General features: G+C 52.9%; 23 protein-coding genes. 11 read left to right on the forward strand and 12 right to left on the reverse strand.

Going from position 1 to position 21,454, the window contains the following annotated elements:
* Positions 1-3: 3 nt before the first annotated feature.
* The 11 genes from RGQ30_RS05200 to RGQ30_RS05250 all read right to left on the reverse strand — a co-directional run bounded on the left by RGQ30_RS05200 (position 4) and on the right by RGQ30_RS05250 (position 9,764).
* Complete coding sequence (locus RGQ30_RS05200) at positions 4-759, reverse strand: flagellar brake protein (protein ID WP_130558762.1); 756 nt, start codon at positions 757-759, stop codon at positions 4-6.
* A gap of 2 nt (positions 760-761) precedes the next feature.
* On the reverse strand, positions 762-1,076 hold the full coding sequence (locus tag RGQ30_RS05205) for an EscU/YscU/HrcU family type III secretion system export apparatus switch protein (protein WP_298219551.1): 315 nt from the start codon (positions 1,074-1,076) through the stop codon (positions 762-764).
* Complete coding sequence (gene fliK, locus RGQ30_RS05210) at positions 1,033-2,319, reverse strand: flagellar hook-length control protein FliK (RefSeq protein ID WP_130558760.1); 1,287 nt, start codon at positions 2,317-2,319, stop codon at positions 1,033-1,035. Before fliK ends, RGQ30_RS05205 begins: the two co-directional genes overlap by 44 nt.
* Before the next feature lie 31 nt (positions 2,320-2,350).
* Positions 2,351-2,698: a flagellar protein FliT gene (locus RGQ30_RS05215; RefSeq protein WP_130558759.1), complete on the reverse strand. Its 348-nt coding sequence runs from the start codon at positions 2,696-2,698 to the stop codon at positions 2,351-2,353.
* A gap of 26 nt (positions 2,699-2,724) precedes the next feature.
* Positions 2,725-3,117: a flagellar export chaperone FliS gene (fliS, locus tag RGQ30_RS05220; protein ID WP_130558758.1), complete on the reverse strand. Its 393-nt coding sequence runs from the start codon at positions 3,115-3,117 to the stop codon at positions 2,725-2,727.
* Positions 3,118-3,222: 105 nt separating this feature from the next.
* Positions 3,223-4,866 (reverse strand): flagellar filament capping protein FliD, encoded by a 1,644-nt coding sequence (gene fliD / locus RGQ30_RS05225; RefSeq protein WP_130558757.1) that lies wholly within the window; start codon positions 4,864-4,866, stop codon positions 3,223-3,225.
* 28 nt (positions 4,867-4,894) lie between these two features.
* Complete coding sequence (locus RGQ30_RS05230) at positions 4,895-5,239, reverse strand: flagellar protein FlaG (protein ID WP_298219558.1); 345 nt, start codon at positions 5,237-5,239, stop codon at positions 4,895-4,897.
* A 183-nt stretch (positions 5,240-5,422) separates the two neighbouring features.
* Positions 5,423-6,289: a flagellin N-terminal helical domain-containing protein gene (locus tag RGQ30_RS05235; protein ID WP_130558755.1), complete on the reverse strand. Its 867-nt coding sequence runs from the start codon at positions 6,287-6,289 to the stop codon at positions 5,423-5,425.
* Between the two features lie 268 nt (positions 6,290-6,557).
* The gene (locus RGQ30_RS05240) at positions 6,558-7,421 is read right to left on the reverse strand and encodes a flagellin N-terminal helical domain-containing protein (RefSeq protein WP_338284825.1); all 864 of its coding nucleotides are present in this window, start codon (positions 7,419-7,421) and stop codon (positions 6,558-6,560) included.
* A 273-nt stretch (positions 7,422-7,694) separates the two neighbouring features.
* Positions 7,695-8,561 carry a flagellin N-terminal helical domain-containing protein gene (locus RGQ30_RS05245; RefSeq protein ID WP_298219570.1) on the reverse strand — a complete coding sequence of 289 codons (867 nt, stop codon included), beginning with the start codon at positions 8,559-8,561 and terminating at the stop codon, positions 7,695-7,697.
* A gap of 339 nt (positions 8,562-8,900) precedes the next feature.
* Entirely contained in the window at positions 8,901-9,764 is an 864-nt protein-coding gene (locus RGQ30_RS05250; protein WP_130556924.1) for a flagellin N-terminal helical domain-containing protein, read from the reverse strand.
* Positions 9,765-10,213: 449 nt separating this feature from the next.
* Between RGQ30_RS05250 and flhD the strand changes: the two genes are divergently transcribed.
* From flhD to RGQ30_RS05295, 9 genes are all read left to right on the forward strand, one after another.
* The gene (gene flhD, locus RGQ30_RS05255; RefSeq protein WP_130556923.1) at positions 10,214-10,531 is read left to right on the forward strand and encodes a flagellar transcriptional regulator FlhD; all 318 of its coding nucleotides are present in this window, start codon (positions 10,214-10,216) and stop codon (positions 10,529-10,531) included.
* A 73-nt stretch (positions 10,532-10,604) separates the two neighbouring features.
* Positions 10,605-11,168, forward strand: a complete 564-nt coding sequence (gene flhC / locus RGQ30_RS05260) for a flagellar transcriptional regulator FlhC (protein ID WP_130556922.1) — start codon at positions 10,605-10,607, stop codon at positions 11,166-11,168.
* Between the two features lie 327 nt (positions 11,169-11,495).
* The gene (gene motA / locus RGQ30_RS05265) at positions 11,496-12,359 is read left to right on the forward strand and encodes a flagellar motor stator protein MotA (RefSeq protein WP_130556921.1); all 864 of its coding nucleotides are present in this window, start codon (positions 11,496-11,498) and stop codon (positions 12,357-12,359) included.
* Positions 12,360-12,374: 15 nt separating this feature from the next.
* A complete protein-coding gene (gene motB / locus RGQ30_RS05270) occupies positions 12,375-13,322 on the forward strand; it encodes a flagellar motor protein MotB (protein ID WP_130556920.1) in 948 nt (315 codons plus the stop codon).
* Positions 13,323-13,373: 51 nt separating this feature from the next.
* Complete coding sequence (locus RGQ30_RS05275; RefSeq protein ID WP_130556919.1) at positions 13,374-14,303, forward strand: chemotaxis protein; 930 nt, start codon at positions 13,374-13,376, stop codon at positions 14,301-14,303.
* A 9-nt stretch (positions 14,304-14,312) separates the two neighbouring features.
* Positions 14,313-14,702 (forward strand): chemotaxis response regulator CheY, encoded by a 390-nt coding sequence (gene cheY, locus RGQ30_RS05280; protein WP_130556918.1) that lies wholly within the window; start codon positions 14,313-14,315, stop codon positions 14,700-14,702.
* Positions 14,703-14,735: 33 nt separating this feature from the next.
* On the forward strand, positions 14,736-15,524 hold the full coding sequence (locus RGQ30_RS05285; RefSeq protein ID WP_130556917.1) for a protein phosphatase CheZ: 789 nt from the start codon (positions 14,736-14,738) through the stop codon (positions 15,522-15,524).
* Between the two features lie 36 nt (positions 15,525-15,560).
* Complete coding sequence (locus tag RGQ30_RS05290; RefSeq protein WP_130556916.1) at positions 15,561-17,417, forward strand: chemotaxis protein CheA; 1,857 nt, start codon at positions 15,561-15,563, stop codon at positions 17,415-17,417.
* Between the two features lie 207 nt (positions 17,418-17,624).
* Complete coding sequence (locus RGQ30_RS05295) at positions 17,625-19,370, forward strand: methyl-accepting chemotaxis protein (RefSeq protein WP_130556915.1); 1,746 nt, start codon at positions 17,625-17,627, stop codon at positions 19,368-19,370.
* A 64-nt stretch (positions 19,371-19,434) separates the two neighbouring features.
* On the opposite strand, the gene RGQ30_RS05300 is transcribed toward RGQ30_RS05295, so the two are convergent.
* On the reverse strand, positions 19,435-19,785 hold the full coding sequence (locus tag RGQ30_RS05300) for an Hpt domain-containing protein (RefSeq protein ID WP_130556914.1): 351 nt from the start codon (positions 19,783-19,785) through the stop codon (positions 19,435-19,437).
* 110 nt (positions 19,786-19,895) lie between these two features.
* Between RGQ30_RS05300 and flhB the strand changes: the two genes are divergently transcribed.
* Positions 19,896-21,026, forward strand: a complete 1,131-nt coding sequence (gene flhB / locus RGQ30_RS05305; protein ID WP_130556913.1) for a flagellar biosynthesis protein FlhB — start codon at positions 19,896-19,898, stop codon at positions 21,024-21,026.
* A 139-nt stretch (positions 21,027-21,165) separates the two neighbouring features.
* Entirely contained in the window at positions 21,166-21,306 is a 141-nt protein-coding gene (locus RGQ30_RS05310; protein ID WP_298217759.1) for a hypothetical protein, read from the forward strand.
* Positions 21,307-21,454: the final 148 nt, after the last annotated feature.

The raw sequence follows: 21,454 nt of genomic DNA on the forward strand, positions 1-21,454 counted from the left end.
CGCCTAATCGATCGAGTGCAGGTTGGCCCTTTGCCTGCGCTCGGTGGCCAGCAGGAACCGCTGCAAACGCCGTTCTGCATTGCGTTGTGCCGCTTTCATTTCGCAGCCCAGCTGAATCAGGTCAGGGTTATCCACAGTGGGTTTGATGTTTCGAACTACCAGGTCAACCAGCAGGCTGCTTTCCCCGTCAGGCAATGTCAACTGGACATTAGACAGGACCTGGCCCGATTCGAATTGCCCAGCCTGAGCCATCAGCGTAAATCCGCAACCCGCCAGGCTGAGGTCAATCAGGTTGGGTCTGTCAGGATATGCCGGAATTTCCAGCTTGACCTGGTGGTTCAGTTCTTCATCTGCCATCACCCGGAAATAGTTTCGGCGTTGCAGGCGAACAATGGATTTCGGAATGGCAATCCGCAAGGCATCTGCGCCCTGGTATTCACTTTGAAGAATACCAATTCCTGCAAACTGTACCTTTACTCCGTCCGGGAAAGCCACGATGACATAGGCACTTGAGCCATTGCAACCCGCGCTCAATGATTTTTCGTAGGGTGTTCCAAGCCAGATCAAACCTGTTTGCCAGTCAATATTCAATATTTCAGTGACAAACTGGGTGTGGTCGGCTTGCAAGAATACATACAACTCATGTTCATCTTCTTCAATGGTGGTCAGCAGTTTGCGCAGCGTGGGTTCTGCGCTCAAGCTGAATTCTTTAAGGAGTTTTGGATCGCTTTCTGGCGCGATGCTGGTGTTGTGATTCACGGTTATCCCTCTGTTTTGAATTCTTTGTTTTCAATTTGATACACCCAAGCCAGCAATTCTGCAATGGCCTGGTACAAACCGGGGGGGATCTGCTGGTCCAGGTCTACATTCATCAGCAGGGAAACCAGTTCCCTGCTTTCATGCACAAACACCCCGGAGTCTTTGGCCTTTTGTATGATCTGCTCGGCAATCAGCCCCTTGCCCTTGGCCACGACCTTGGGGGCACCCGAGTGCTCCAGGTAGGCCAGTGCAACAGCCTGCTGCGGGTTCAACTTACTGGTCAATCTTGGTCTCCGACGGCACCATGAACTGGCCATGAACCAGTTTGATTCCCTGGTTGTCCATGGCGGTCCGGAATTCATGCCAATGTGGGTCGATCGCCGATTTGCTGTGCGCCTGCCCGGAAATCTGCACATCACACTGTGAACCTATCATGCGTACCCGCACATGAAGCTCACCCAGATGAGGCATGTCCAGCTTCAGTTTCGCAACCCAGGGGCGCGCTGGTTCAGCACCTTGTTCTTCAGCCTGTTGTTCCTCGCCCGATGGTTCATCGGGTTCAATGTCGATTTGTACTGGCTGACCGAGCAGGCCGTTCAAGGCGAGGGAAATCCGGTTGTTGTCTAGCGTGGCCAGTTGTGCCGTAATCAGTTTGACCGATTGATCCACCGCAGAGGGGCTCAGGCCTTTCTCGCTGATGACTTGGTCTTGGCCAAAACGGGCCTGAGGTTCGCGCGCGATCTCGTCGGTGCTTCTCTGCCCATTGGCCCACTGTTGCAAATGCGATTCATAGAACAGGCCACTGTTTTCAACTGCCGAGCTGACTTGCCTCGCCAATACACCTGCCAGTGCGTTGTTCAATTGGCTTGACGGGGTGAGCTGTTGTGCAGCCCTGGCAGAGTTGTTGGCCGCAGGGTTGGCCGCACCCGGTGCGCCTTGCGCTTCGATATTGGCTTTGCTGTCTGTCAGCGTCAATGGATTACCCGCACCCAGTTGGGCTTGAATCTGGGTGCTGAGTTGTTTCAGGCTACTCATGACCGTGGTTGACACCTGTGTGGTGGTTCCTTGCCCAAGTCGTTCCAGCAAACCGATCAGGCGGGCCGAGCCCGACAAGCGGTCGACAAAGCTGGGCGATTCCTGTGCCTCACCTTCATCCTGACCCGCAGTGGTCGGAGTGATGAGATTGCGCGCTTCCTGAATTTTCTTGTTGCCAGAGGTGCCAGTGGCCCCACCAGCTGACAGGTCGTCGCCTTTGCTGGCCAAGGCAAAGCTGACTGTGACCATTTCGCCTGCGGTCAGAGATCGGCCTGGTGGCAGTTTGACCTGAATGTTTTGGCCGGCAAAGTCCAGTTCGGCCTCATTGCCTGGGCCGCCCTTGACCACGCGAACCAGTGCAGTTTGTCCTGCCAGTTGTTGCGCCTGGGGCAGGGGGAGTTGCCGCGACAGAATCGCGACCACGGGCGCAATTTCCCCCTTGCCTGAACTGACCCGGTCGCCCGGGTTGGATTGCAGCAGGGAATTGACACTGGGCGGAGCCGATTTAACCGGAGTCAATGACATGTCTCACACCCGTCCGTGTTGATGCCGTGGCTTAGTTGGACCCGTACGAGCTGCTGAGTTTCTGTGAGTTGTTGGCTGCACGAAGAAATTCTTCCAACTGCTTGAGGCGGGGTTCAGTGATGTCGCGAATGGCTGCATCATCGGCCAGGATTTTTTTCAGGTAGCCGATGTGCTGGCTGCGTTCTTTTTCATTCAATTCAGTTTGTTGCGCCTGCTTGATGGCTTGAAGCTCGTGTATCAGTTTTGAACACTGTTCTTCGGCTGCACACAATTCGTCCCAATTGCCAGACTTTGCAGAGTCCAGCATGATCTGGCTCTGGTTCGCAATGGCGGCGTAAAGCTTCATGATCGTACCGTTGTTTTCTGTCGCGAAAATCATGGTGTCGAGCGGTCCTATAAGTGTTGTTACGGTCTGGTGGCGGTTTGGCCAATTTCAAGCCACGCGCCACGCAAGTCATCCAGCAAACCGATGCAGGTGTCCATGCGCTGGGCGCTGTTCTGGGCATTGGCCAAAATCAGTTCCTTGCCAATGTAGTCGTACAAGGAAAGCAGTTGTTTGGCCAGGTCGCCGCCTGCGTTGACATCCAGGGCGGCAGTCAAGCCGTCCTTGATGATTCTCAACGCCTTGTCTACCGATTTGGTCTTCATTTCAATGTCCCGCATTTCCATGTAGATCTTGGCCTTGCGAATGGCCTCAATGGCCCCGTCGTAGAGCATCACAATCAGGCCATGGGGAGAGGCGCTGTTAATGCCTGTCTCCAGTCCAACTTGTGCATATGCTTTTGCGCCGTACATCATGGGTTTTTTCACTGGGTGGTTTGTCTTATACAGATAGTAGGCTGTGCATCCCCTGTTTGATCGACCTAAAAACAGGGGTTTTAGGGCACAGTTCGTGGCTTGTCCTTATCTCGAAAGTGCGGCCAATTGCTGACTGAGGTAGGAGCTGGTTTGCTGCATGCTGGCCAGCATGCTGTCCAGAGCGCTGAATTGCGCCCTGTAGCGTTTCTCAACCTGTTCAAGCCGAAGGTTCAGGCGATCTTCCTGGTCGTCGAGTCGAAGTTTTCTGCTGTTCAATCCATCCGTTCTGGAAGACAACGCACCACCTTCGTCAGACAGGGTGTTGATCCAGTCGCTCAGGCGTTCGGCCAGCCCTTTGCTGAAGGTGATGCTGCCCATATTGCCGGAAGCATCTTGTGCCACTGAAAACTGCAGGCCTTCACTTGCATCGCCAACTGCACCGCTGAGCGTACTGCTGACACCCGTTGCAGCAACGCCATTGATGGTGCCTGCTATCGTATTGCTGCCGTTGTAAGCATTGCTGACATTGATGGCGTAGGTGCCTTCCAGCGTTTTGCTGGTGGCTCCCAGGAATTTCACCCGCGCATCCGTGGTCGTGGCGGTGTTTGAAAATACTTTTTCGAGTATGGCAGGGTCTGCGGCCACAGCCGTGTCCAGTTTGCTTTTGTTCAGGGACAGTACACCGTCCTTGTCAAAGCTCAGGCCAATGTCACTCAAGCCGATGCCGTATTGGGCCACCTGTTCACGCAAAATATTGCGCAAGCCCCTTTCCAGGCTCGAAGGGGTTGTTTCCTTGGACAGCGTGGCGTCTTTTTGCTGTTGGTCTTTCAGGTTGCCGCGAATTTTGTTGTACGCCGTCACAAAACCATCCAGCGTGGTCTTCAAGGCAGCGTCATCCAGCCCCACTTCTAGGTTGATCGGGGTCGTGGTGACTGCTTTCAGGTTCAGTGTCAGACCTTCCACTGCATCGCTCACAGTGTTGCTGGCCTTGCTCACTGGCAGATTGTTGATGGTGAAGTTGGCATTTTGCGCAGCTTGCAGTGTGTCTGCATTCTTGCCGGAGCCTGCAAGGGCAGTGGGGTCATAAGCCAGGCGTGACAAGCCAGCCACATTGGTGTTGTTGCCATCGTCGTCAGCCACTTCCAGCTTGAAGCCGTTGACCGCACCGGTGTCCTTGCTGGTCAAAACCAACCGTGAGCCTGCGCCATCGTTCACGATGGAGGCGTTCACCCCGGCGTTTGCTTCATTGATCGCTTGCCGAACCCCTTCCAGCGTTTGCTGGCCAGCACCAATATTGATCGTTACCGGTGTTTTGTCGGCATTGTCGGTGAAGGTGTTGGTGTTTGAATCGTAACTGCCCAGTGTAATGGTCAGGCTGCCTGTGCCCACCACGGTGTCGGCTGTGGCCACGCCCAGGGTGGCTACGCTTTGCGCTTTGGCCAACTGGCTGACTTCAATGCTGTAGCTGCCCTTGGCATTGGCCGAACTGGCTGTGGCCGATACCACCTTGTCGTCTGTGGATGTGGCTTTCAGTGGGTTCAGGTTGCTCAGGTTGGTGAGTTTGTCTGTAGCCGTTTTCAAGTCGGCAAATGAGTTCTTGATGATACCGTAGATCGAAATCTTGGTATTGATCGCCGTTCTTTCAGTACTCACCTTGTTCAGGGGCAGGCGCTCGGCGGCCATCAGCGAGCTGATGATTCCCTCAATGTCCAGTCCAGACCCAATGCCTGCAGATGAAATCGATGGCATGTTAAAGCTCCTTCACGTTGTTGGGTTCTCAGACTTCGCGCGACATGAGAACGCCTTGCATTTTTTCAATGGCCTTGGCGATTTTCAGCATTTCCACAGAAGGAATCTGTTTCAGTATTTCCTGCGTTTCCCGATCGACAATTTGTACAATGGGTCTGCCGTTGTCGTTGTCAATCAGGAACTGCAAATTGGATTGGTTGCTGGCCAGCGCATCGTTGGCTTTTTGAACGACTTCAATCACCTCTTCCACAGTCAACTCTGCGCCTTCGCCCAGAATGGGTTTAGGTGCATTGCCTGTGATGGCTTTGACGTTGCTGGCGTCCTGCGGCTTTTGCAGCGCCGTTGCATAATCAGACATGTTTGAAATATTCATTTTCGCCACCTTTTGCATTCTAAGCGGGCATTACAAGCCCTCATGACTTGATTAACGGCAGGTTTACTGTCTTTCTTTAACAATAAAAAAAGCCCGATGCGCTTGGTTCATCGGGCTTTTTGTTCAATACAGGCGCGCTTGTGGCATGCCTGTATTGTGTCCAAGGTTACGCTTGCCCTGGCCTTAACGCAGTAGACTCAACACGTTATTGGGCAGCTGGTTGGCCTGTGCCAGCATGGCGGTACCGGCCTGTTGCAGAATCTGTGAACGGGTCAGGTTCGCAGTTTCCTTGGCAAAGTCGGCATCCATGATTCGGCCGCGGGCTGAACTCAGGTTGCTGCTAGTTGTTTCCAATGAACCCACGACCTGTTCAAGTCGACTCAAACCTGCACCGGTTGTGGCGCGAAGGTTGGTGATGTCGTCAATTGCAGTGTCAATGGTGTCGATTGCGGTTTCTGCATTGGCCGCGGTGTCCACGCCACCGAAAGCCGTCACGATGGCTGCCTGTGTTGCGCCACCCAGGGTGGTTTGCAGATCGTTGCCGCCGGCAAGGCCGTCGTCAGTCAGGTTGACGTTCAAGGTGTCTGCAGCGTCATTGCCTGAACCAATCTGCAATTCAACGGATTTGTTTGCAGCTGCGAACACGTTGTTGTCGTTGAACGTGGTGCCTGTTGCAACACGGCCGACTTCGTTGGCCAGTTCCGTGAATTCACGGTTCAGGTTTGCGCGGTCGGTGTCGTTCAAAGTGCCGTTTTTGGCTTGTACGCCCAGTTCACGCATGCGCTGCAGGTTATCAGTGATTTTACCCAGGGCGCCATCTGCCACTTGCAGCAGTGAAATGCCGTCGTTGGCGTTGCGGGAAGCTACATCAAAGCCGCGTATCTGGGCGGTCATCCGTTCAGCAATCGCCAAACCGGCTGCATCGTCTTTCGAGCTGTTGACTCGCAAGCCGGAAGACAGGCGAGCGATTGAAGTTTCTAGGGAACCCGCCGATCTGCTCAGGTTTGTTTGTGCGCCCAGTGAAGGGGCGTTTGTGTTGATTCCTAACATTTAGGACCTCCTTGCGGTTGAGTTGACAAAACCAGGTTTAGGGGTTTTTGTCGGTGTGGGTTAGGTAACCCTGCTCAGCTTCTCTTGCTGACACTACAACTAACGGAGATGTTTTTCAAAAATGTATAGGGTTAATTCCTTTTATTAATTAATGTAAATTAAGTTTCAAAAACGAAATTGGATTATCCCCATGAAAAGGGGATAATCCAATTTGGAAAAATCAAAAATCAGGTTTCTTGATTTCAAAAATCAATTTTGCGAATCTGATTTACTGCAACAGGCTCAGCACGTTGTTGGGCAACTGGTTGGCCTGGGCCAGCATGGCGGTGCCAGCCTGCTGCAAAATCTGTGAACGGGTCAGGTTCGCTGTTTCCTTGGCGAAGTCAGCGTCCATGATGCGTCCGCGCGCAGCCTGCAGATTGGTGCTGGAGGTGTCGGCAAAGGAAGCCACCTGTTCAAGGCGGCTTTGGCCCGCGCCCACCACAGCCCGAATGCCCGTGATGGCATCAATCGAGGCGTCCAGTGTGTCAATCGCCGTGGTGGCGTTGGCCACGTCGGTGATGGCACCGAGGTTGGTTTGAATATCGGCTGCGCCGTTGGTCAGGATGGTAGTCAGGTCGTTGCCTGTGCTCAAGCCGTCGTCGGTCAAATTCAATTCAAGTGTGTCGGTGGTGGCGTTGCCCGTGCCCACCTGGAAGCTCAGTGTCTGGTTGGCTGCATCAAACAGGTTGTTGCCGTTGAAGGTGCTGCCTGTGGTGATGCGGTCCACTTCGTTGGCCAGCTCCGTGTATTCACGGTTCAGGTTCACGCGGTCGGTGTCGTTCAGGGTGCCGTTCTTGGCCTGTACTGCCAATTCACGCATGCGCTGCAGGTTGTCCGTGATCTTGCCCATGGCGCCGTCAGCGACCTGGAGAAGAGAGATACCGTCATTGGCATTGCGGCCAGCCACATCAAAGCCCTTGATCTGCGCTTGCATGCGCTCGGCGATTGCCAGGCCTGCTGCGTCGTCCTTGGCGCTGTTTACACGAAGGCCAGAGGACAAGCGGGCGATTGAGTTGTTCAAACCCATACCTGAACCAGACAGGTTCTTCTGGGCGGTCAGTGATGCAACGTTGGTATTGATTCCTAGCATGATATTTCTCCAAGCAATTCAGTTGAGTTCATCGGGCTGCATCACTGTGTGTGCTGCCTCATGATTCCTTAACGCTTGAAAAAACAGGAACTTTAGAAAAAAATGCGAAAAAATTCACTTTCTCAAGAGAATTTTTGATAGCCCTCAAGTTTGCGGCGGGGGTGCCGTAATTGGGCCATTTTGTTTGAAACTTGGTCTGAACTTCCCCCGGTTTTCCAGTGCGTGTTGCAGGGTGCACTGTCAAACCAGGGGTCGCTCGGAGTGACTCTTCGATTAACGCAGCAGGCTCAACACGTTGTTGGGCAGCTGATTAGCCTGGGCCAGCATAGCGGTACCGGCCTGTTGCAGAATCTGTGAACGGGTCAGGTTCGCAGTTTCCTTGGCAAAGTCAGCGTCCATGATTCGGCCACGGGCTGAACTCAGGTTGCTGCTGTTGGTTTCCAGTGAGGAGGCCACTTGTTCCAGTCGGCTCAAGCCAGCACCTACTGTAGAACGCAGGTTGGTGATGTCATCAATCGCGGTGTCGATTGTATCGATCGCAGTTTCAGCGTTGGCTGCGGAATCCACACCGCCAAGGGCTGTCGCGATCAGGGCCTGTGTTGCGCCACCCAGGGTGGTTTGCAAGTCGTTGCCGGTCGCTGTGCCGTCGTCAGTCAGGTTCACTGCCAAGGTGTCAGTTGTTTCGTTGCCTGCACCAATTTGCAATTCAACTGATTTGTTCGCCGATGCAAACACTGTGTTGTCATTGAAGGATGTGCCTGTTGCAACACGGCCCACTTCGTTGGCCAGCTCCGAAAATTCGCGGTTCAGGTTGGCGCGGTCAGTGTCGTTCAAGGTGCCATTTTTCGATTGAACACCCAATTCACGCATGCGCTGCAGGTTGTCAGTGATTTTGCCCAGGGCGCCATCGGCCACTTGCAACAATGAAATACCGTCATTCGCGTTGCGGGATGCCACGTCGAAGCCACGAATCTGAGCGGTCATCCGTTCCGCAATAGCCAGGCCAGCTGCGTCGTCTTTTGCGCTGTTGACTCGCAAGCCGGAAGACAGTCGAGAGATTGAAGTTTCAAGGGAACCAGCAGATTTGCTGAGGTTCATTTGTGCGCCAAGTGAAGGTGCGTTGGTATTAATTCCCATCATGATAGATTACTCCAAAAAAATCTTTACTATTAGTAAGAAGAGGGTGTCTTCTTGTTCGCCTCGGTGTTTGTCACCGATGTTTATATAACGTCTTTGGGGGATGAATATTTAGCTTATTTTTGAAATATTTTTCAATTTGTTTTTTTACATTTAATAAAAAAAACAGATTATCTTTTTCATATTGTTAAATAAGAAAAAGATAATCTGTATCCCGGCAGCTGCAAGCAAAAAATGAGGGGTGGATGCTTCCCACCCCCTTTAAAACAACCAGCTATCAGGAATCAGATCGCAGGTTGCTGCTTGGACTTCATACAACAGGTGATTCAATCAAATCCTTGTTTACTGCAACAGGCTCAGTACGTTGTTGGGCAACTGGTTGGCCTGGGCCAGCATGGCGGTACCAGCCTGCTGCAAAATCTGTGAACGGGTCAGGTTCGCTGTTTCCTTGGCGAAGTCTGCATCCATGATGCGTCCGCGTGCGGCCTGCAGGTTGGTGCTGGAGGTGTCGGCAAAGGAAGCTACCTGTTCCAGGCGGCTTTGGCCCGCGCCCACCACTGCCCGAATACCGGTGATCGCATCAATCGAGGCGTCCAGTGTGTCAATCGCCGTGGTGGCGTTGGCCACGTCGGTGATTGAACCCAGGTTGGCCTGAATGTCAGCGGCTGCACCGGTCAGGATGGTGGTCAGGTCGTTGCCTGTGCTCAAGCCGTCGTCGGTCAAATTCAATTCCAGAGTGTCGGTGGTGGCGTTGCCCGTGCCCACCTGAAAGCTCAGTGTCTGGTTGGCTGCATCAAACAGGTTGTTGCCGTTGAAGGTGCTGCCTGTGGTGATGCGGTCCACTTCGTTGGCCAGCTCCGTGTATTCACGGTTCAGGTTCACGCGGTCGGTGTCGTTCAGGGTGCCGTTCTTGGCTTGAACAGCCAATTCACGCATGCGCTGCAGGTTGTCTGTCATCTTACCCATGGCGCCGTCAGCGACCTGGAGAAGAGAGATACCGTCGTTGGCATTGCGGCCCGCCACATCAAAGCCCCTGATTTGCGCTTGCATACGCTCTGCAATGGCCAGGCCTGCTGCGTCGTCCTTGGCGCTGTTGACACGAAGGCCAGAAGACAGGCGGGCGATTGAGTTGTTCAAACCGATGCCTGAACCTGACAGGTTCTTCTGGGCGGTCAGCGATGCAACGTTGGTATTGATTCCTAGCATGATATTTCTCCAAGCAATTGTATTGAGTTCATCGGTCAGTCGCCTTCAGTGTCGAGCACCGTTGTGCGCTGCCTTGTGTCCTGTTATCGATTGCTGGAATTAAAACTTTAGGGTTGGTGTGAGAAATAAAAAATATTCTTTTTACCCCCTAAAGTTCGGGGTGCGTTTGTCGTAACACCTCAGACGGGGCAACACTTTGTGACTCGAACGGATGGGGGGATCCCCCCAAACCGTGATCCTTTCACCGAGTCCTTTCCCCGATAGTGAGGGTGTAAGACGTTTTCCTACATGCGGATTGCCAGAGAAGTGACTGAATCAATAGAAGCAGGATGATTCATGAAAACTGGCTTCAGGACGATGATTCGTATCAGGGAATTGCAACTGTGACTAGACACCACAGTGCGAAATTGGGATGCCGTAAAACTGAGACTGAACTGGAGAATACACACATGAAAGCTACTCGCTTGCTTGACGAAATTCGTGAAACCAACCTTTCTTATTTGCTGCTAGCACAGCAGCTGATTCGCGAAGACCGTGCCGAAGCTACTTTCCGCCTGGGTATTTCCGAGGAAGTGGCCGACCTGATCGACCAACTGACCACGGCACAGGTGCTGAGAATTGCCTCCAGCAACATGTTGATGTGTCGCTTCCGCTTTGATGATGAAGTGGTCTGGAACCTGTTGACCAGCCACACCAAGGATCGCAGCGTGTCTGGAATGCATGCCGCCATCATCATGTCTGGCAAGGCGGTTGGCGTTACAGCGTAATAAGTTAAAAATGAGGGTGTAACAAAAACAATAAAGGCACCCAACTTTGACATCAGACAGGGGTCAGAAAATCATGGCAAAAGTCAAATCAATTATTGATGAAGCAGCACAAATCCGTTTGGCCACCGAGCTGATTCGACTGGATGCAAGGCTGCAGGTGCTGGAATCGGAAACCCAGTTGTCCCGTGAACGTTTGCTCAAGCTCTACAAAGAGCTCAAGCACAAATCGCCGCCCAAGGGCATGTTGCCTTTTTCGACAGACTGGTTCATGACCTGGCAACCCAATATCCATTCGTCGCTGTTCATCAACATTTACCAGACCTTGATCAAAAGCACCGACATTGAAGACATCGAAGCCATTATCAAGGCCTATCGCATGTACTTGGAGCAGGTTACCCATTTGGGACTGCCCGAGGTGTTGTCCCTGACCCGCGCCTGGCGTTTGGTCAAGTTTTTTGATGCAGGCATGTTGACCACCACAGCCTGCAAGGAATGTGACGGCCGCTTTGTGGTTCACACCTATGAGTTGGTCAATGATTATGTGTGTGGCCTGTGCCACATGCCCTCACGTGCCGGAAAGACCAGGCAATCTGCAGCGGACCGCTTCTTCAATGAAGAAGCCAGCGTAGAAGCCTGAGTTAAAAGTCCGGCAAAAGCCCGCGGGAGCAGGGCTTGCCGTTTACCCCCGCTGCAACAAAAGGTCCGGTTGCATCCTCCCACCCTCTGTCTCTTCCGGGTCTGCAGTGGGGGTTTCTCATACTCGTAAAGGCCAGCCATTGTTGCTGGCCTTTTTCAATTCATAGCCCCCAAAGCGGCTAGAGCAAACGATTGTGTCGTGTTTCACCAGCAAGCCCCATGCTTTGAAATCGCCTAGAAAAGCCACTTTATTCAGACAAAAGATTTTACAAATTCTGCCGACAATACCTATACACAAAAACCATTTTTAGACAGAGAACCCAAGCCCATGTTAGTAGCAATCGGATTCGTGATCGTCACGGCCTGTGTGTTAGGCGGCTTCGCCTTCATGGGCGGACATTTGATCACCCTGTGGCAGCCCGTGGAAATCCTGATCATCGGTGGTGGTGCACTGGGTGCCATGGTTGTCAGTAACACTCCCAACATTCTGAAGGCCACAGGTAAGGCCATGGCCGGCGCATTCAAACCCAGTTCAATCACCAAGGCCTTCTACATGTCGCTGATGGCTCTGATGTATGAAGTACTGACCAAGGTTCGCAAAGAAGGCTTGATGTCGATTGAAGGCGATGTCGAAGAGCCAGAGCAAAGCCCGCTGTTTCAAAAATACCCCGAAGTACTCGCAGATCATCACATTGTCGAGTTTTTGACCGACTACCTGCGACTGATGGTCAGCGGTAATTTGAACCCGATGGAAATTGAAAACCTGATGGATGGTGAACTTGAAACCCACCACCAGGAAGCACACACACCGCAGGCGGCAGTCCAGCAAATGGCAGATGGTTTGCCTGCTTTCGGCATTGTGGCTGCGGTGATGGGTGTGGTGCACGTGATGGGCTCGGTGGGGCAGGTCAGCAACGCTGAGCTGGGCGTCATGATCGCAGCAGCCTTGGTGGGGACTTTCCTTGGCATCTTGTTGGCCTACGGGTTTGTCGGGCCACTGGCCAGCATCATCAATCACAAAATTGCAGAATCATCCAAGCCTTTTGAATGTGTCAAAACCACTTTGCTGGCAAGCCTCAATGGCTATTCGCCAGCGCTGGCCGTGGAGTTCGGTCGCAAGGTGCTGTATTCCACCGAACGCCCAAGTTTTGTCGAGCTTGAAGAGCACGTGAAGAACACCAAAGGCAAGTAAGGACAAACAAGCACCATGGCGAAGTCTGACGAAGAACGTCCAATCATTGTCATCAAGAAGATCAAGAAAGGCGGGCATGGCCATCACGGTGGTGCCTGGAAAATTGCCTATGCCGACTTTGTGACGGCGATGATGGCTTTCTTTCTGCTGATGTGGCTGCTAGGTTCCACTGCAGAAGATGATCTTAAAGGCATCTCGGATTATTTCAACTCCCCCTTGAAAGTTGCCCTTGTAGGGGGTCCCGGATCTGGAACTGCAACCAGCATTATTGATGCTGGGGGTACAGACCTGACACGCTCGGTGGGACAAATCAAGAGTGGCGGCAATGAAAAGAACTCGGCCAACGGTTCCGCCAACGAGGCATTCGAACGGGCAGAAGCCCGTCGCTTGCTTGAATTAAAGGGGGAAATAGAGGGCCTAATCGACGCATCAGAGTTGATGAAAAAGTTTGAAAATCAAATCATTCTGGACATTACGCCAGAGGGTTTGAGGATTCAGATCGTGGATGAACGCAATCGCCCCATGTTTGATTCAGGCAGTGCCGTGCTGAACAGCTACATGAAAGACATTTTAAGAAGTTTGACCAAGTTGCTGAACAAGGTCCCCAACAAATTAAGTTTGTCAGGCCACACCGATGCAGCGCCGTATGCGGCGGGTGTCAAGGGGTACAGCAATTGGGAGCTGTCGGCAGACAGGGCCAATGCCAGTCGTCGCGAGATGACCCTGGCCGGAATGCCGGATTCAAAAATGTTGCGGGTTGTTGGTTTGGCCTCTTCAGTGTCGCTGGATGAGAAAGACCCCTACGCAGCAGTGAACCGCCGTATCGCAATTGTAGTGATGAACAAGCGTGCAGAAGACGCAGTCAGGGCGCTAGCGAACCTGGATGAAGGGCAAGACCCCAACCAGATTGAGTTGCCACCCGTGCCGAAAATCGAAGGCTTGCCGTTCCCGCGGGAACAGTAAAAAGATGAATTTGAAAACCGAAAACAGATGAACTGTCAGGAGTAACAAACAATGCAAAACGATTACCGCTTGATGAACATGATCGATGAGAAGGCACGGCTGGCAGGCTCCAACAAAATGGAATTGCTTCTGTTCTCCCTCGGTTCCACTGAAGTGTTTGGAATCAACGTGTTCAAGGTGCGTGAAGTGTGCGAAACCTTGCCCATCACACGCACACCGAACATGCCACCGGGCGTAGAAGGCATTATTTCCCTGCGCGGCAGCATATTGCCGGTGATTGACCTGGCGCAATGCCTGCACATGGGTAATGGCGAGCAGCGCACCAAGCTGATCATCACCGAATTTTCTTCACACACCCAGGCGTTTCTGGTTCAGGACGTGGATCGAATCGTTCGTGTGGACTGGGAACAGGTGAAGTCGCCGCAAAGCATCGGGCAAGCCCAAAGCGCCATGATCACGGCCTTGACCGAGCTGCCCGATGGCAAGCTGGTGTCAATCCTGGATGTAGAACAGATTCTGGGTGAAGTGATTGGTGAAGGCGACGTGCCCAACATGGATTCAATGCGACCCGATCATCCTTATCCGGTGTTTTTCGCAGACGATTCCAATATCGCCCGCAAGAAAATCACGGAAGTCCTCGAGAAGTTGCACCTGCCTTACCAAAGCGCCATCAATGGTCGTGAAGCGTGGGAAAAACTGCGCAACATTGCCACACGTGCAGAACAGGAAAACCGGGATCTGCGCGATGTCGTTTCCCTCATTCTGGTCGATGCAGAAATGCCCGAGATGGACGGCTATGTGTTGACGCGTCACATCAAGGAGGATGCCCGCTTCAAGGGTATTCCAGTGGTGATGCATTCATCGTTGTCATCCGTGGCAAACAAGAAGTTGGGTCAGCAAGTTGGTGTGGATGCCTATGTGGGCAAATTCCATCCCGAAGAACTGGCGCAGATGGTTACCTCAATGCTTCACCCAGCTTAAGGAGAAAGCATGAATCCCGAAGACCTGAGAATCCTGATTGTTGACGACTTTTCGACCATGCGTCGAATCGTACGCAACCTGTTGAAGGAAATTGGCTACAACAATGCGGATGAAGCGGAAGACGGCGCAATCGCATTGGCCAAACTGAAGAACGGCAATTTCAATTTTGTGGTCAGTGACCTCAACATGCCCAATATGAATGGTTTTGAGCTGCTTCAGAACATACGAGCCGATGCCGAACTGAAACATCTGCCGGTGTTGCTGGTGACCGCAGAAGCGAAAAAAGAGGACATTGTGACCGCCGCCCAGATGGGTGCCAATGGTTACATTGTCAAGCCTTTTACCAAGGCCACTCTGGAAGAAAAGCTGGGCAAGATCGTCGCGAAGATGTCTGTCTAAAACCAATAAAACAGGAATGGAGAGGTCGCAACGATGAATCCGGAAAATCTGAAAAGTGGTGACAACGTCGACTTGGAAGCGTTGTTTGATGAAATCGCCGAACAACGTGTTTGGGACGACAGCCCTGTTGAGGCTCCAGCACCGGTGGCGCAGGTAACCGCTGCGTCGGCCGAGCCAGAATCGGGCGTTTCCTTCAATGAAACACCCTTGAACGAAGAACCCCACGATGTCTTTCGCCGGGTCGGCTCACTGACCCGAAAGCTGCATGATGCGCTTCGCGAACTGGGCTACGACAAAAGCGTGGAAAGCGCAGTCAATTCTTTGCCTGATGCGCGTGCACGCCTGAATTACATTGCAGAGCTGACTGGCAAGGCCGCCGACAAGGTGCTGGGTGCTGTCGAAGCTTCGCAGAAACTGAACGATGACATGGCCGCCCGCGCTGCTGAACTGGACAGGCAATGGGACCGGTTATACAACCATGAAATGAGCCTTGAGGAATTCAAGTCACATGCCCGCGAGAACCGCGAGTTCATGAAGGAAATTGCCGGAAACAGCAGCCAGATGGGTGGTCACCTCACCGACATCATGATGGCGCAGGACTTCCATGACTTGACAGGTCAAGTGGTCAACCGCATTGGCAACATGGCGCAAGGCCTTGAAGAACAATTGGTACAGCTGCTGCTGGATACCACACCGCCCGACCAACGCAAACAGGTTGAAGAAACATTCCTGAATGGCCCTGCCATCAACGCGGAAGGTCGTGCCGATGTATGCAGCAATCAAAGTCAGGTCGATGACCTGCTGGAAAGCCTCGGCTTCTAACAACACAAACAACCAGGCTGAAGTGGGAGAATACAGATGAGTGCATTCAGTGACGTCGAACTGCTGCAGGACTTCCTGACGGAAGCAGGCGACTTGTTGGAAGACGTGGACAGCAAACTGGTGGAGCTGGAACAGCGCCCCGAAGATGCCGAGTTGTTGGCCACCGTTTTTCGCGGCTTTCACACCATCAAGGGTGGTGCCGGATTTTTAGAGGCCACCCACCTGGTTGAACTGTGTCACAAGACAGAAAACCTGTTTGACTTGCTGCGAGCCAAGAAGCTGTTGCTGAATGCGGAAATGATGGATTCCATCATGGCGGCAACCGGTGAAGTCCACCGCATGTTTGGTGAAATGCGCAATGGTCAACAGCCAGGCGCAGCCCCTGTTGAGCTGCTGGATGCGCTGGATGACGCGATTCATGGGCGAACCGCTGCGCCCGCAGTTGCAGCCGCTCCCGTTGAGCAACTGCAGCCCACACTCATCGCTGATGAGCCTGCAAGCCCATTGGGTTCAACCGCATTGGCTCACGATAATTTCTTTGGAGATGAACTGGATTGGGCGGCTCTGTACGAGGCGGCCGTGGGTGTTCCACCCCGTGAGCTGGAACAGGCTGCATTGAGTGTTGACATGGTCACTGCTGCCATCTCACGTCAGGCTGCAGCGGCTGTGCGCCCCAAAGCAGCACCCCCCAAAGCCAAAGCCGCAGCCCCGGCTGCAGCTGTGCAGAAAGAAAATACGATACGCGTTGATACAGCGCGTTTTGACCAGATCCTGAACCTCAGCGGTGAAATCGGTTTGACCAAAAACAGGTTGAATTGTCTGTTTCAAACCATTGCGGGTAGCGGTTCCAACGAAGACGCCATCAAATCACTGGACACAGTGATGGGTCAGTTGGACATGCTGGTGTCCGATTTGCAGTCTGCGGTGATGAAAGCCCGCATGCAGCCCGTGGGCCGGGTGTTTCAGAAATACAGCCGCTTGGCGCGTGATGTGTCTCGCCAGTTGGGCAAAGATGTTGAACTGGTCATTGAAGGCGCAGAAACCGAGGTGGACAAATCCATCCTTGAAGAACTGAACGACCCCCTGATCCACTTGGTTCGCAATGCGGTTGATCATGGCATTGAAACCATTGAAGACCGAATTGCCTGCGGTAAAAATCCGAAAGGTATTGTGAACCTGTCAGCACGCCAAACCGGCGACCACATCGTGATTGAAATTCAGGATGACGGCCGTGGCATGCGTCCTGAAATCATTCGCGAAAAAGCGGTTGAGAAGGGTTTGATCAACGCCGAGGAAGCAGGGCAGTTGAGTGTGCAGGACAGCCTGCAGCTGATCTTCCTGCCAGGGTTCTCAACGAAGGACCAGATCTCGGACATCTCGGGGCGTGGAGTGGGCATGGACGTGGTGAAAACCAATATCCAGCGCCTGAACGGCCGTATTGAAATTCAATCTGATCCGGGGCAGGGTTCGACCATCACCATTTTGTTGCCCCTCACACTGGCTATCCTGCCTGTGTTGATGCTCAAGCTGGAGGAACAGATTTATTCCTTGCCGTTGTCTTGCGTACGGGAAATCATTCCCATCGAAGAAGACAAGGTTCAGTATGTCGGCAGCAAGCCCACAATGGTGGTGCGCGGCGAAGTGATTCCCTTGCTCGACCTCGCTGTACTGATTGGTCGCGAAAGCAGCCCCACACCCAAGGTGGGTGTTCTGGCCATCAGCGGCAACAAGGCCTGCATACTGGCTGTTGATTCCATGGTGGGTCAGGACGAAGTCATGATCAAACCGCTGGATGGTGTCAAGCCCAAAGGCGTGGCCGGTGCCACTTTGTCGGGCGAGGGTCTCCTGGTCCTGGTGCTCGAACTACGTGAACTGATCGAAGGCAAGCTGTAAAAAAATCTTTTTGCAAGTCCGCACGCGGACTTGCAGTCTTTACCCCGTTCGGGGAATTTTCATTGTTTAACTGTTACTTCAAGAACAAGGGTGTTTTTACTCTTTTCCTAAACCTAATGCATTTGGGTTAGCTACTCGATAATCAAATCATGGGCAGTGAATGCCAATGACATCGAAAATAGCCACAATGGCAGAGGAGTAGGCAGGATGGGTTCGCTTTACAGATCGATTGAGAAAAGTTTTTTCTACACACTCACTCGAAAATTATTGGGCAACATGGCTGCCATCGCTGTGGTGGTGTTGCTGGGTTATGTTGCGATTTACAGCTGGGTTACAGGCAAGCTCTCGCCTGAACAGGCTGGCGATTTTCGTTGGATGCTCAGCGTGGCCCTGAGTGCCACTTTGCTGGCCTGTGCGGGCGCATTTTTTTACCTGCGACACCTCATTGTTCGCCCGGTTCATCTGCTCAGCGACCGAATGGATCAATTGGCCAACGGTGAGGGTGACCTCTCCGTGAATTTGCCCACAGTGACTCAGGATGAGCTCAGTGAGCTGGCTGAAAACTACAATGCCTTTATGGTTCGCTTGCGTGACCTTATTCATGAGATTCGCAGAATGACTGCACAGGTGTCGATGGAATCGGTTCGTGTTTCCGGCAGCCTTAAAGACGCCAGCCGTACCGCAGACAAACAAGGCAGCATCACCACAGAGATTTTTCAGGCGGCTGATCTGGCATCCAATGCCATGGAAAATGTGGCCAACAGTGCAAACTATTTGTCCCGTGCCACGGCTGAGCACTTGCACACCGTCAATTCCTCCTACCGCGAGTTGTTGACCGTTGCAGAAGAAATGAATATGGCTTCAGGCAGTTTGAGCAGCTTTGGGCAAACTGTTGAAAAGTTGGCCGATACGGGCAAAGGCATTGAAAACATTGTCAAACTGATCAACGATATTTCAGACCAAACCAACTTGCTGGCACTGAATGCAGCCATTGAAGCGGCGCGTGCGGGTGAGCAGGGGCGAGGGTTTGCCGTTGTGGCTGACGAAGTGCGCGGCCTGGCCGAGCGTGTGAAGTCTGCCACAGGCGAAATTCGTGGCAACATCACTTCCATGCTCAGCCTCGTGGATGAAACCCAGAGCGAAACCCGTGAAATCAACCAGAGCATCCTGAAAGGTCAGAAAACAATCAGCACTTCATCGAGCAAGTTTTCCGGAATGGTTCAAAGTTTTGATGAAATGAGTGTGCAGATCAATGACGTCACTCAGCAGGTTCAGGCGGTCAAGCAGATCAATCAAGAAGTATCCGGAAAAGCTTCCGAAATTCGTGAAACAGCCCAGTCGGTCATCAATCAAACCCAGGAATCGGAAAAATCAAGTTCAGAGTTGGCTGCCGCAACTGACCGAATCAAGGAATTGGTGGCGCGTTTCAAGATTGGAAAAGGGGCTTATGAAAAAGTCATCGAGCAGGCCATTGTTGCGCGTGAGCAATGCAAGCAGATTCTGGTGGACGCCATGTCCAACGGCCACGACATTTTTGATGAGACCTACAGGGCCATTCCGAACTCGAACCCCCAGAAATACAGCACCTGCTATGACAAAGCGGTTGAACGCCAGTTGCAAGGCGCCTATGATCAATTGGTGACCAATGTGCCGGGTTCGGTGTTTTCGCTTTGTGTAGATCGCAAAGGTTATGCGCCCACGCACAACAGCAAGTATTCACGTCCATTGACCGGCGATTTGAAGACAGACCTGGTGGAAAGCCGCGACAAGCGCATGTTCAGCGACCCGGTGGGTTTGCGTGCTGCGCAGAATCTGATGCCCTGGCTTTTGCAGACCTACCGGCGTGACACCGGTGAGGTGTTGAATGATTTGTCACTGCCCATTGAAATCGACGGCAAACACTGGGGTGGAATTCGCTTGGGCTTCAGCCCGGAGCTTTTGATCAAGGACTGATCGCCCTGCGAGAGAATTGCGGATAGGGGTCCGTTTTAAAGCCGCACCAAGTTGCGGCTTTTTTTTATGGATTGCTCTTGATCCAGACATTCAGGAATTCAGGGCACTGAGTCAGTATGTCGACCAGCCTGGCTGTACTCGTCTCGAAACTCGCAATACTTTTGACACCCGATTGGCGGCAGGCCACTTCAAGTTCTTCTGCAAGGCTGGACGCTACGTCCAGGCCAATTGCAGCACTGGCACCTTTCACATTGTGTGCCGCGTCTCCCAGTGCATGCAGGTCTTGGTTGTCGCAGGCGGCCTGTAGCTTCGAGATGTATTTGGGACATTCCTTGATGAATACGGTGATCAGCAGGGTCATCAAACCCGTGTCTTTGTCAATTCGGGCCAGGGCCGCGCTCGGGTCGTAGTGCATGTGTGGAAACCTTTCCAGATAAGTAGCCTCATGTTACCTGCTCAATTCGCCGTTTTGATTTGGGCGGACTGTTTTCATAATAAGAACATTCCAATACCCCAGGTGCTGCTTTGGCCGAAGAAACAGATCAGGAAAAAGACTTACCCGCGTCGGAACAGAAGATCCGTAAAGCGCGAGAGGAAGGCAATCTGCCCCGGTCCAGAGAACTGGGTGGTGGTGCGGTGCTGTTGTCCGGGGTCGGCCTGCTGTATGCCATGGGCGGTGAGCTGGTTGGGCAAAGTGAAAAGCTGATGCGTCAGGGTTTAATGCTTGAGCGTGAGCATGCATTTGACACCAAATACATGGGGCTCAAGTGGGTGTCCATGCTGCAGGAAAGCCTGGTCATTCTGGTGCCGCTTTTCCTGGTGGTCGTGGTTGCCGCCATTCTGGCGAACGTGGCTTTGGGTGGACTGAATTGGTCCACCACGCCCATGGAGCCCAAGTTCTCCAAGTTGAATCCAATCACTGGACTGAAGAATATATTCTCAGTCAATGGTTTGGCCGAACTGGTGAAAGCCATTCTCAAAACGGTGCTGCTGGGCGGGGTCGGGTATCTGCTGCTGATGCAGGACCTTGGTGAATTTACCCAGTTGTCCGCGATGCCGCTTGAACATGGCATGGCCGAAACCGCGCGAATTACCATCAAAGACGCTTTGATTCTGTCGATTGTGTTTCTTCTGATTGTGGCCATTGATGTGCCTTACCAGTTGTGGCGCTACTACAAAGGTCTGCGCATGAATCTGGAAGAACTCAAGCGTGAGTCCAAAGAGTCTGAGGGTGACCCCCACCTGAAAGGAAAAATCCGCAGCATGCAGCGCGAAGCAGCTCGTCGGCGGATGATGGCTTCTGTTCCCAACGCCGATGTGATCGTCACCAACCCGACTCACTACTCTGTGGCCTTGAAGTATGACAAGGACGGCAAAGGTGCGCCACGCGTGGTGGCCAAGGGTATCGGCCCATTGGCCCTGAAAATTCGTGAAGTGGGCAAGGAACACAAAGTACCTATGGTAGAAGCACCACCACTGGCCCGTGCCCTGTATTCCAATGTGGAACTGGAGCAGGAAATTCCCGGTGCCTTGTACACAGCTGTGGCCAAATTGCTGGCTTATGTTTATGCGCTGGCCGAGGGCAGGGGGCATTTGGTTGAAGTGCCAGGTGATTCGGACATTCCGAAAGGCATGGATCCAGGACCGGCGGCGTGATGAGCGTTATTGCCCATTCGCTCGGCGCTGCTGCCATGGTTCAATTTTGCTCCACTCGGCGCGAACCCCAATCGCTTGCCGAAAACCTGTTTTTCCCTTTTTGAATTTCACACTGACTCAACACACTCGACAAAAAGGGATGGTCGAGTGTGTTGTCGGCTTGCAGCCGAACGTGGCGTGTGAATTCAAACGGGCAGGTTTTCTGAAAGGCGAAGCGATCGGGATGTCGCTGCCGATTGGCCTTGAACCCGGCGGTGACTGGGTGTGGCAGTGGCTCTGAATGGGACTGTACCGCTGGCGTTTGAGCTGGGTCTGGTGCTGCTGGTACCACTGCATGTTTAGGGCTTCAGCGCCGTGGCTGGTGCGCGCATGCTGTCGCTGTTGGGCTGCCTGGTCAGTGGGCTTGCCTTTTCGCACATTCAAGAAAA

This window comes from Limnobacter thiooxidans (assembly GCF_036323495.1).
Taxonomy (GTDB): domain Bacteria; phylum Pseudomonadota; class Gammaproteobacteria; order Burkholderiales; family Burkholderiaceae_B; genus Limnobacter; species Limnobacter thiooxidans.

Excerpts from the sequence above, each read along its gene's own strand:
- RGQ30_RS05205 (WP_298219551.1), bottom strand. The coding sequence starts at position 1,076 with ATGGCCAGTTCATGGTGCCGTCGGAGACCAAGATTGACCAGTAAGTTG.
- fliK (WP_130558760.1), bottom strand. The coding sequence starts at position 2,319 with ATGTCATTGACTCCGGTTAAATCGGCTCCGCCCAGTGTCAATTCCCTG.
- RGQ30_RS05215 (WP_130558759.1), bottom strand. The coding sequence starts at position 2,698 with ATGATTTTCGCGACAGAAAACAACGGTACGATCATGAAGCTTTACGCC.
- fliS (WP_130558758.1), bottom strand. The coding sequence starts at position 3,117 with ATGATGTACGGCGCAAAAGCATATGCACAAGTTGGACTGGAGACAGGC.
- fliD (WP_130558757.1), bottom strand. The coding sequence starts at position 4,866 with ATGCCATCGATTTCATCTGCAGGCATTGGGTCTGGACTGGACATTGAG.
- RGQ30_RS05230 (WP_298219558.1), bottom strand. The coding sequence starts at position 5,239 with ATGAATATTTCAAACATGTCTGATTATGCAACGGCGCTGCAAAAGCCG.
- RGQ30_RS05235 (WP_130558755.1), bottom strand. The coding sequence starts at position 6,289 with ATGTTAGGAATCAACACAAACGCCCCTTCACTGGGCGCACAAACAAAC.
- RGQ30_RS05240 (WP_338284825.1), bottom strand. The coding sequence starts at position 7,421 with ATGCTAGGAATCAATACCAACGTTGCATCACTGACCGCCCAGAAGAAC.
- RGQ30_RS05245 (WP_298219570.1), bottom strand. The coding sequence starts at position 8,561 with ATGATGGGAATTAATACCAACGCACCTTCACTTGGCGCACAAATGAAC.
- RGQ30_RS05250 (WP_130556924.1), bottom strand. The coding sequence starts at position 9,764 with ATGCTAGGAATCAATACCAACGTTGCATCGCTGACCGCCCAGAAGAAC.
- flhD (WP_130556923.1), top strand. The coding sequence starts at position 10,214 with ATGAAAGCTACTCGCTTGCTTGACGAAATTCGTGAAACCAACCTTTCT.
- flhC (WP_130556922.1), top strand. The coding sequence starts at position 10,605 with ATGGCAAAAGTCAAATCAATTATTGATGAAGCAGCACAAATCCGTTTG.
- motA (WP_130556921.1), top strand. The coding sequence starts at position 11,496 with ATGTTAGTAGCAATCGGATTCGTGATCGTCACGGCCTGTGTGTTAGGC.
- motB (WP_130556920.1), top strand. The coding sequence starts at position 12,375 with ATGGCGAAGTCTGACGAAGAACGTCCAATCATTGTCATCAAGAAGATC.
- RGQ30_RS05275 (WP_130556919.1), top strand. The coding sequence starts at position 13,374 with ATGCAAAACGATTACCGCTTGATGAACATGATCGATGAGAAGGCACGG.
- cheY (WP_130556918.1), top strand. The coding sequence starts at position 14,313 with ATGAATCCCGAAGACCTGAGAATCCTGATTGTTGACGACTTTTCGACC.
- RGQ30_RS05285 (WP_130556917.1), top strand. The coding sequence starts at position 14,736 with ATGAATCCGGAAAATCTGAAAAGTGGTGACAACGTCGACTTGGAAGCG.
- RGQ30_RS05290 (WP_130556916.1), top strand. The coding sequence starts at position 15,561 with ATGAGTGCATTCAGTGACGTCGAACTGCTGCAGGACTTCCTGACGGAA.
- RGQ30_RS05295 (WP_130556915.1), top strand. The coding sequence starts at position 17,625 with ATGGGTTCGCTTTACAGATCGATTGAGAAAAGTTTTTTCTACACACTC.
- RGQ30_RS05300 (WP_130556914.1), bottom strand. The coding sequence starts at position 19,785 with ATGCACTACGACCCGAGCGCGGCCCTGGCCCGAATTGACAAAGACACG.
- RGQ30_RS05310 (WP_298217759.1), top strand. The coding sequence starts at position 21,166 with ATGGTCGAGTGTGTTGTCGGCTTGCAGCCGAACGTGGCGTGTGAATTC.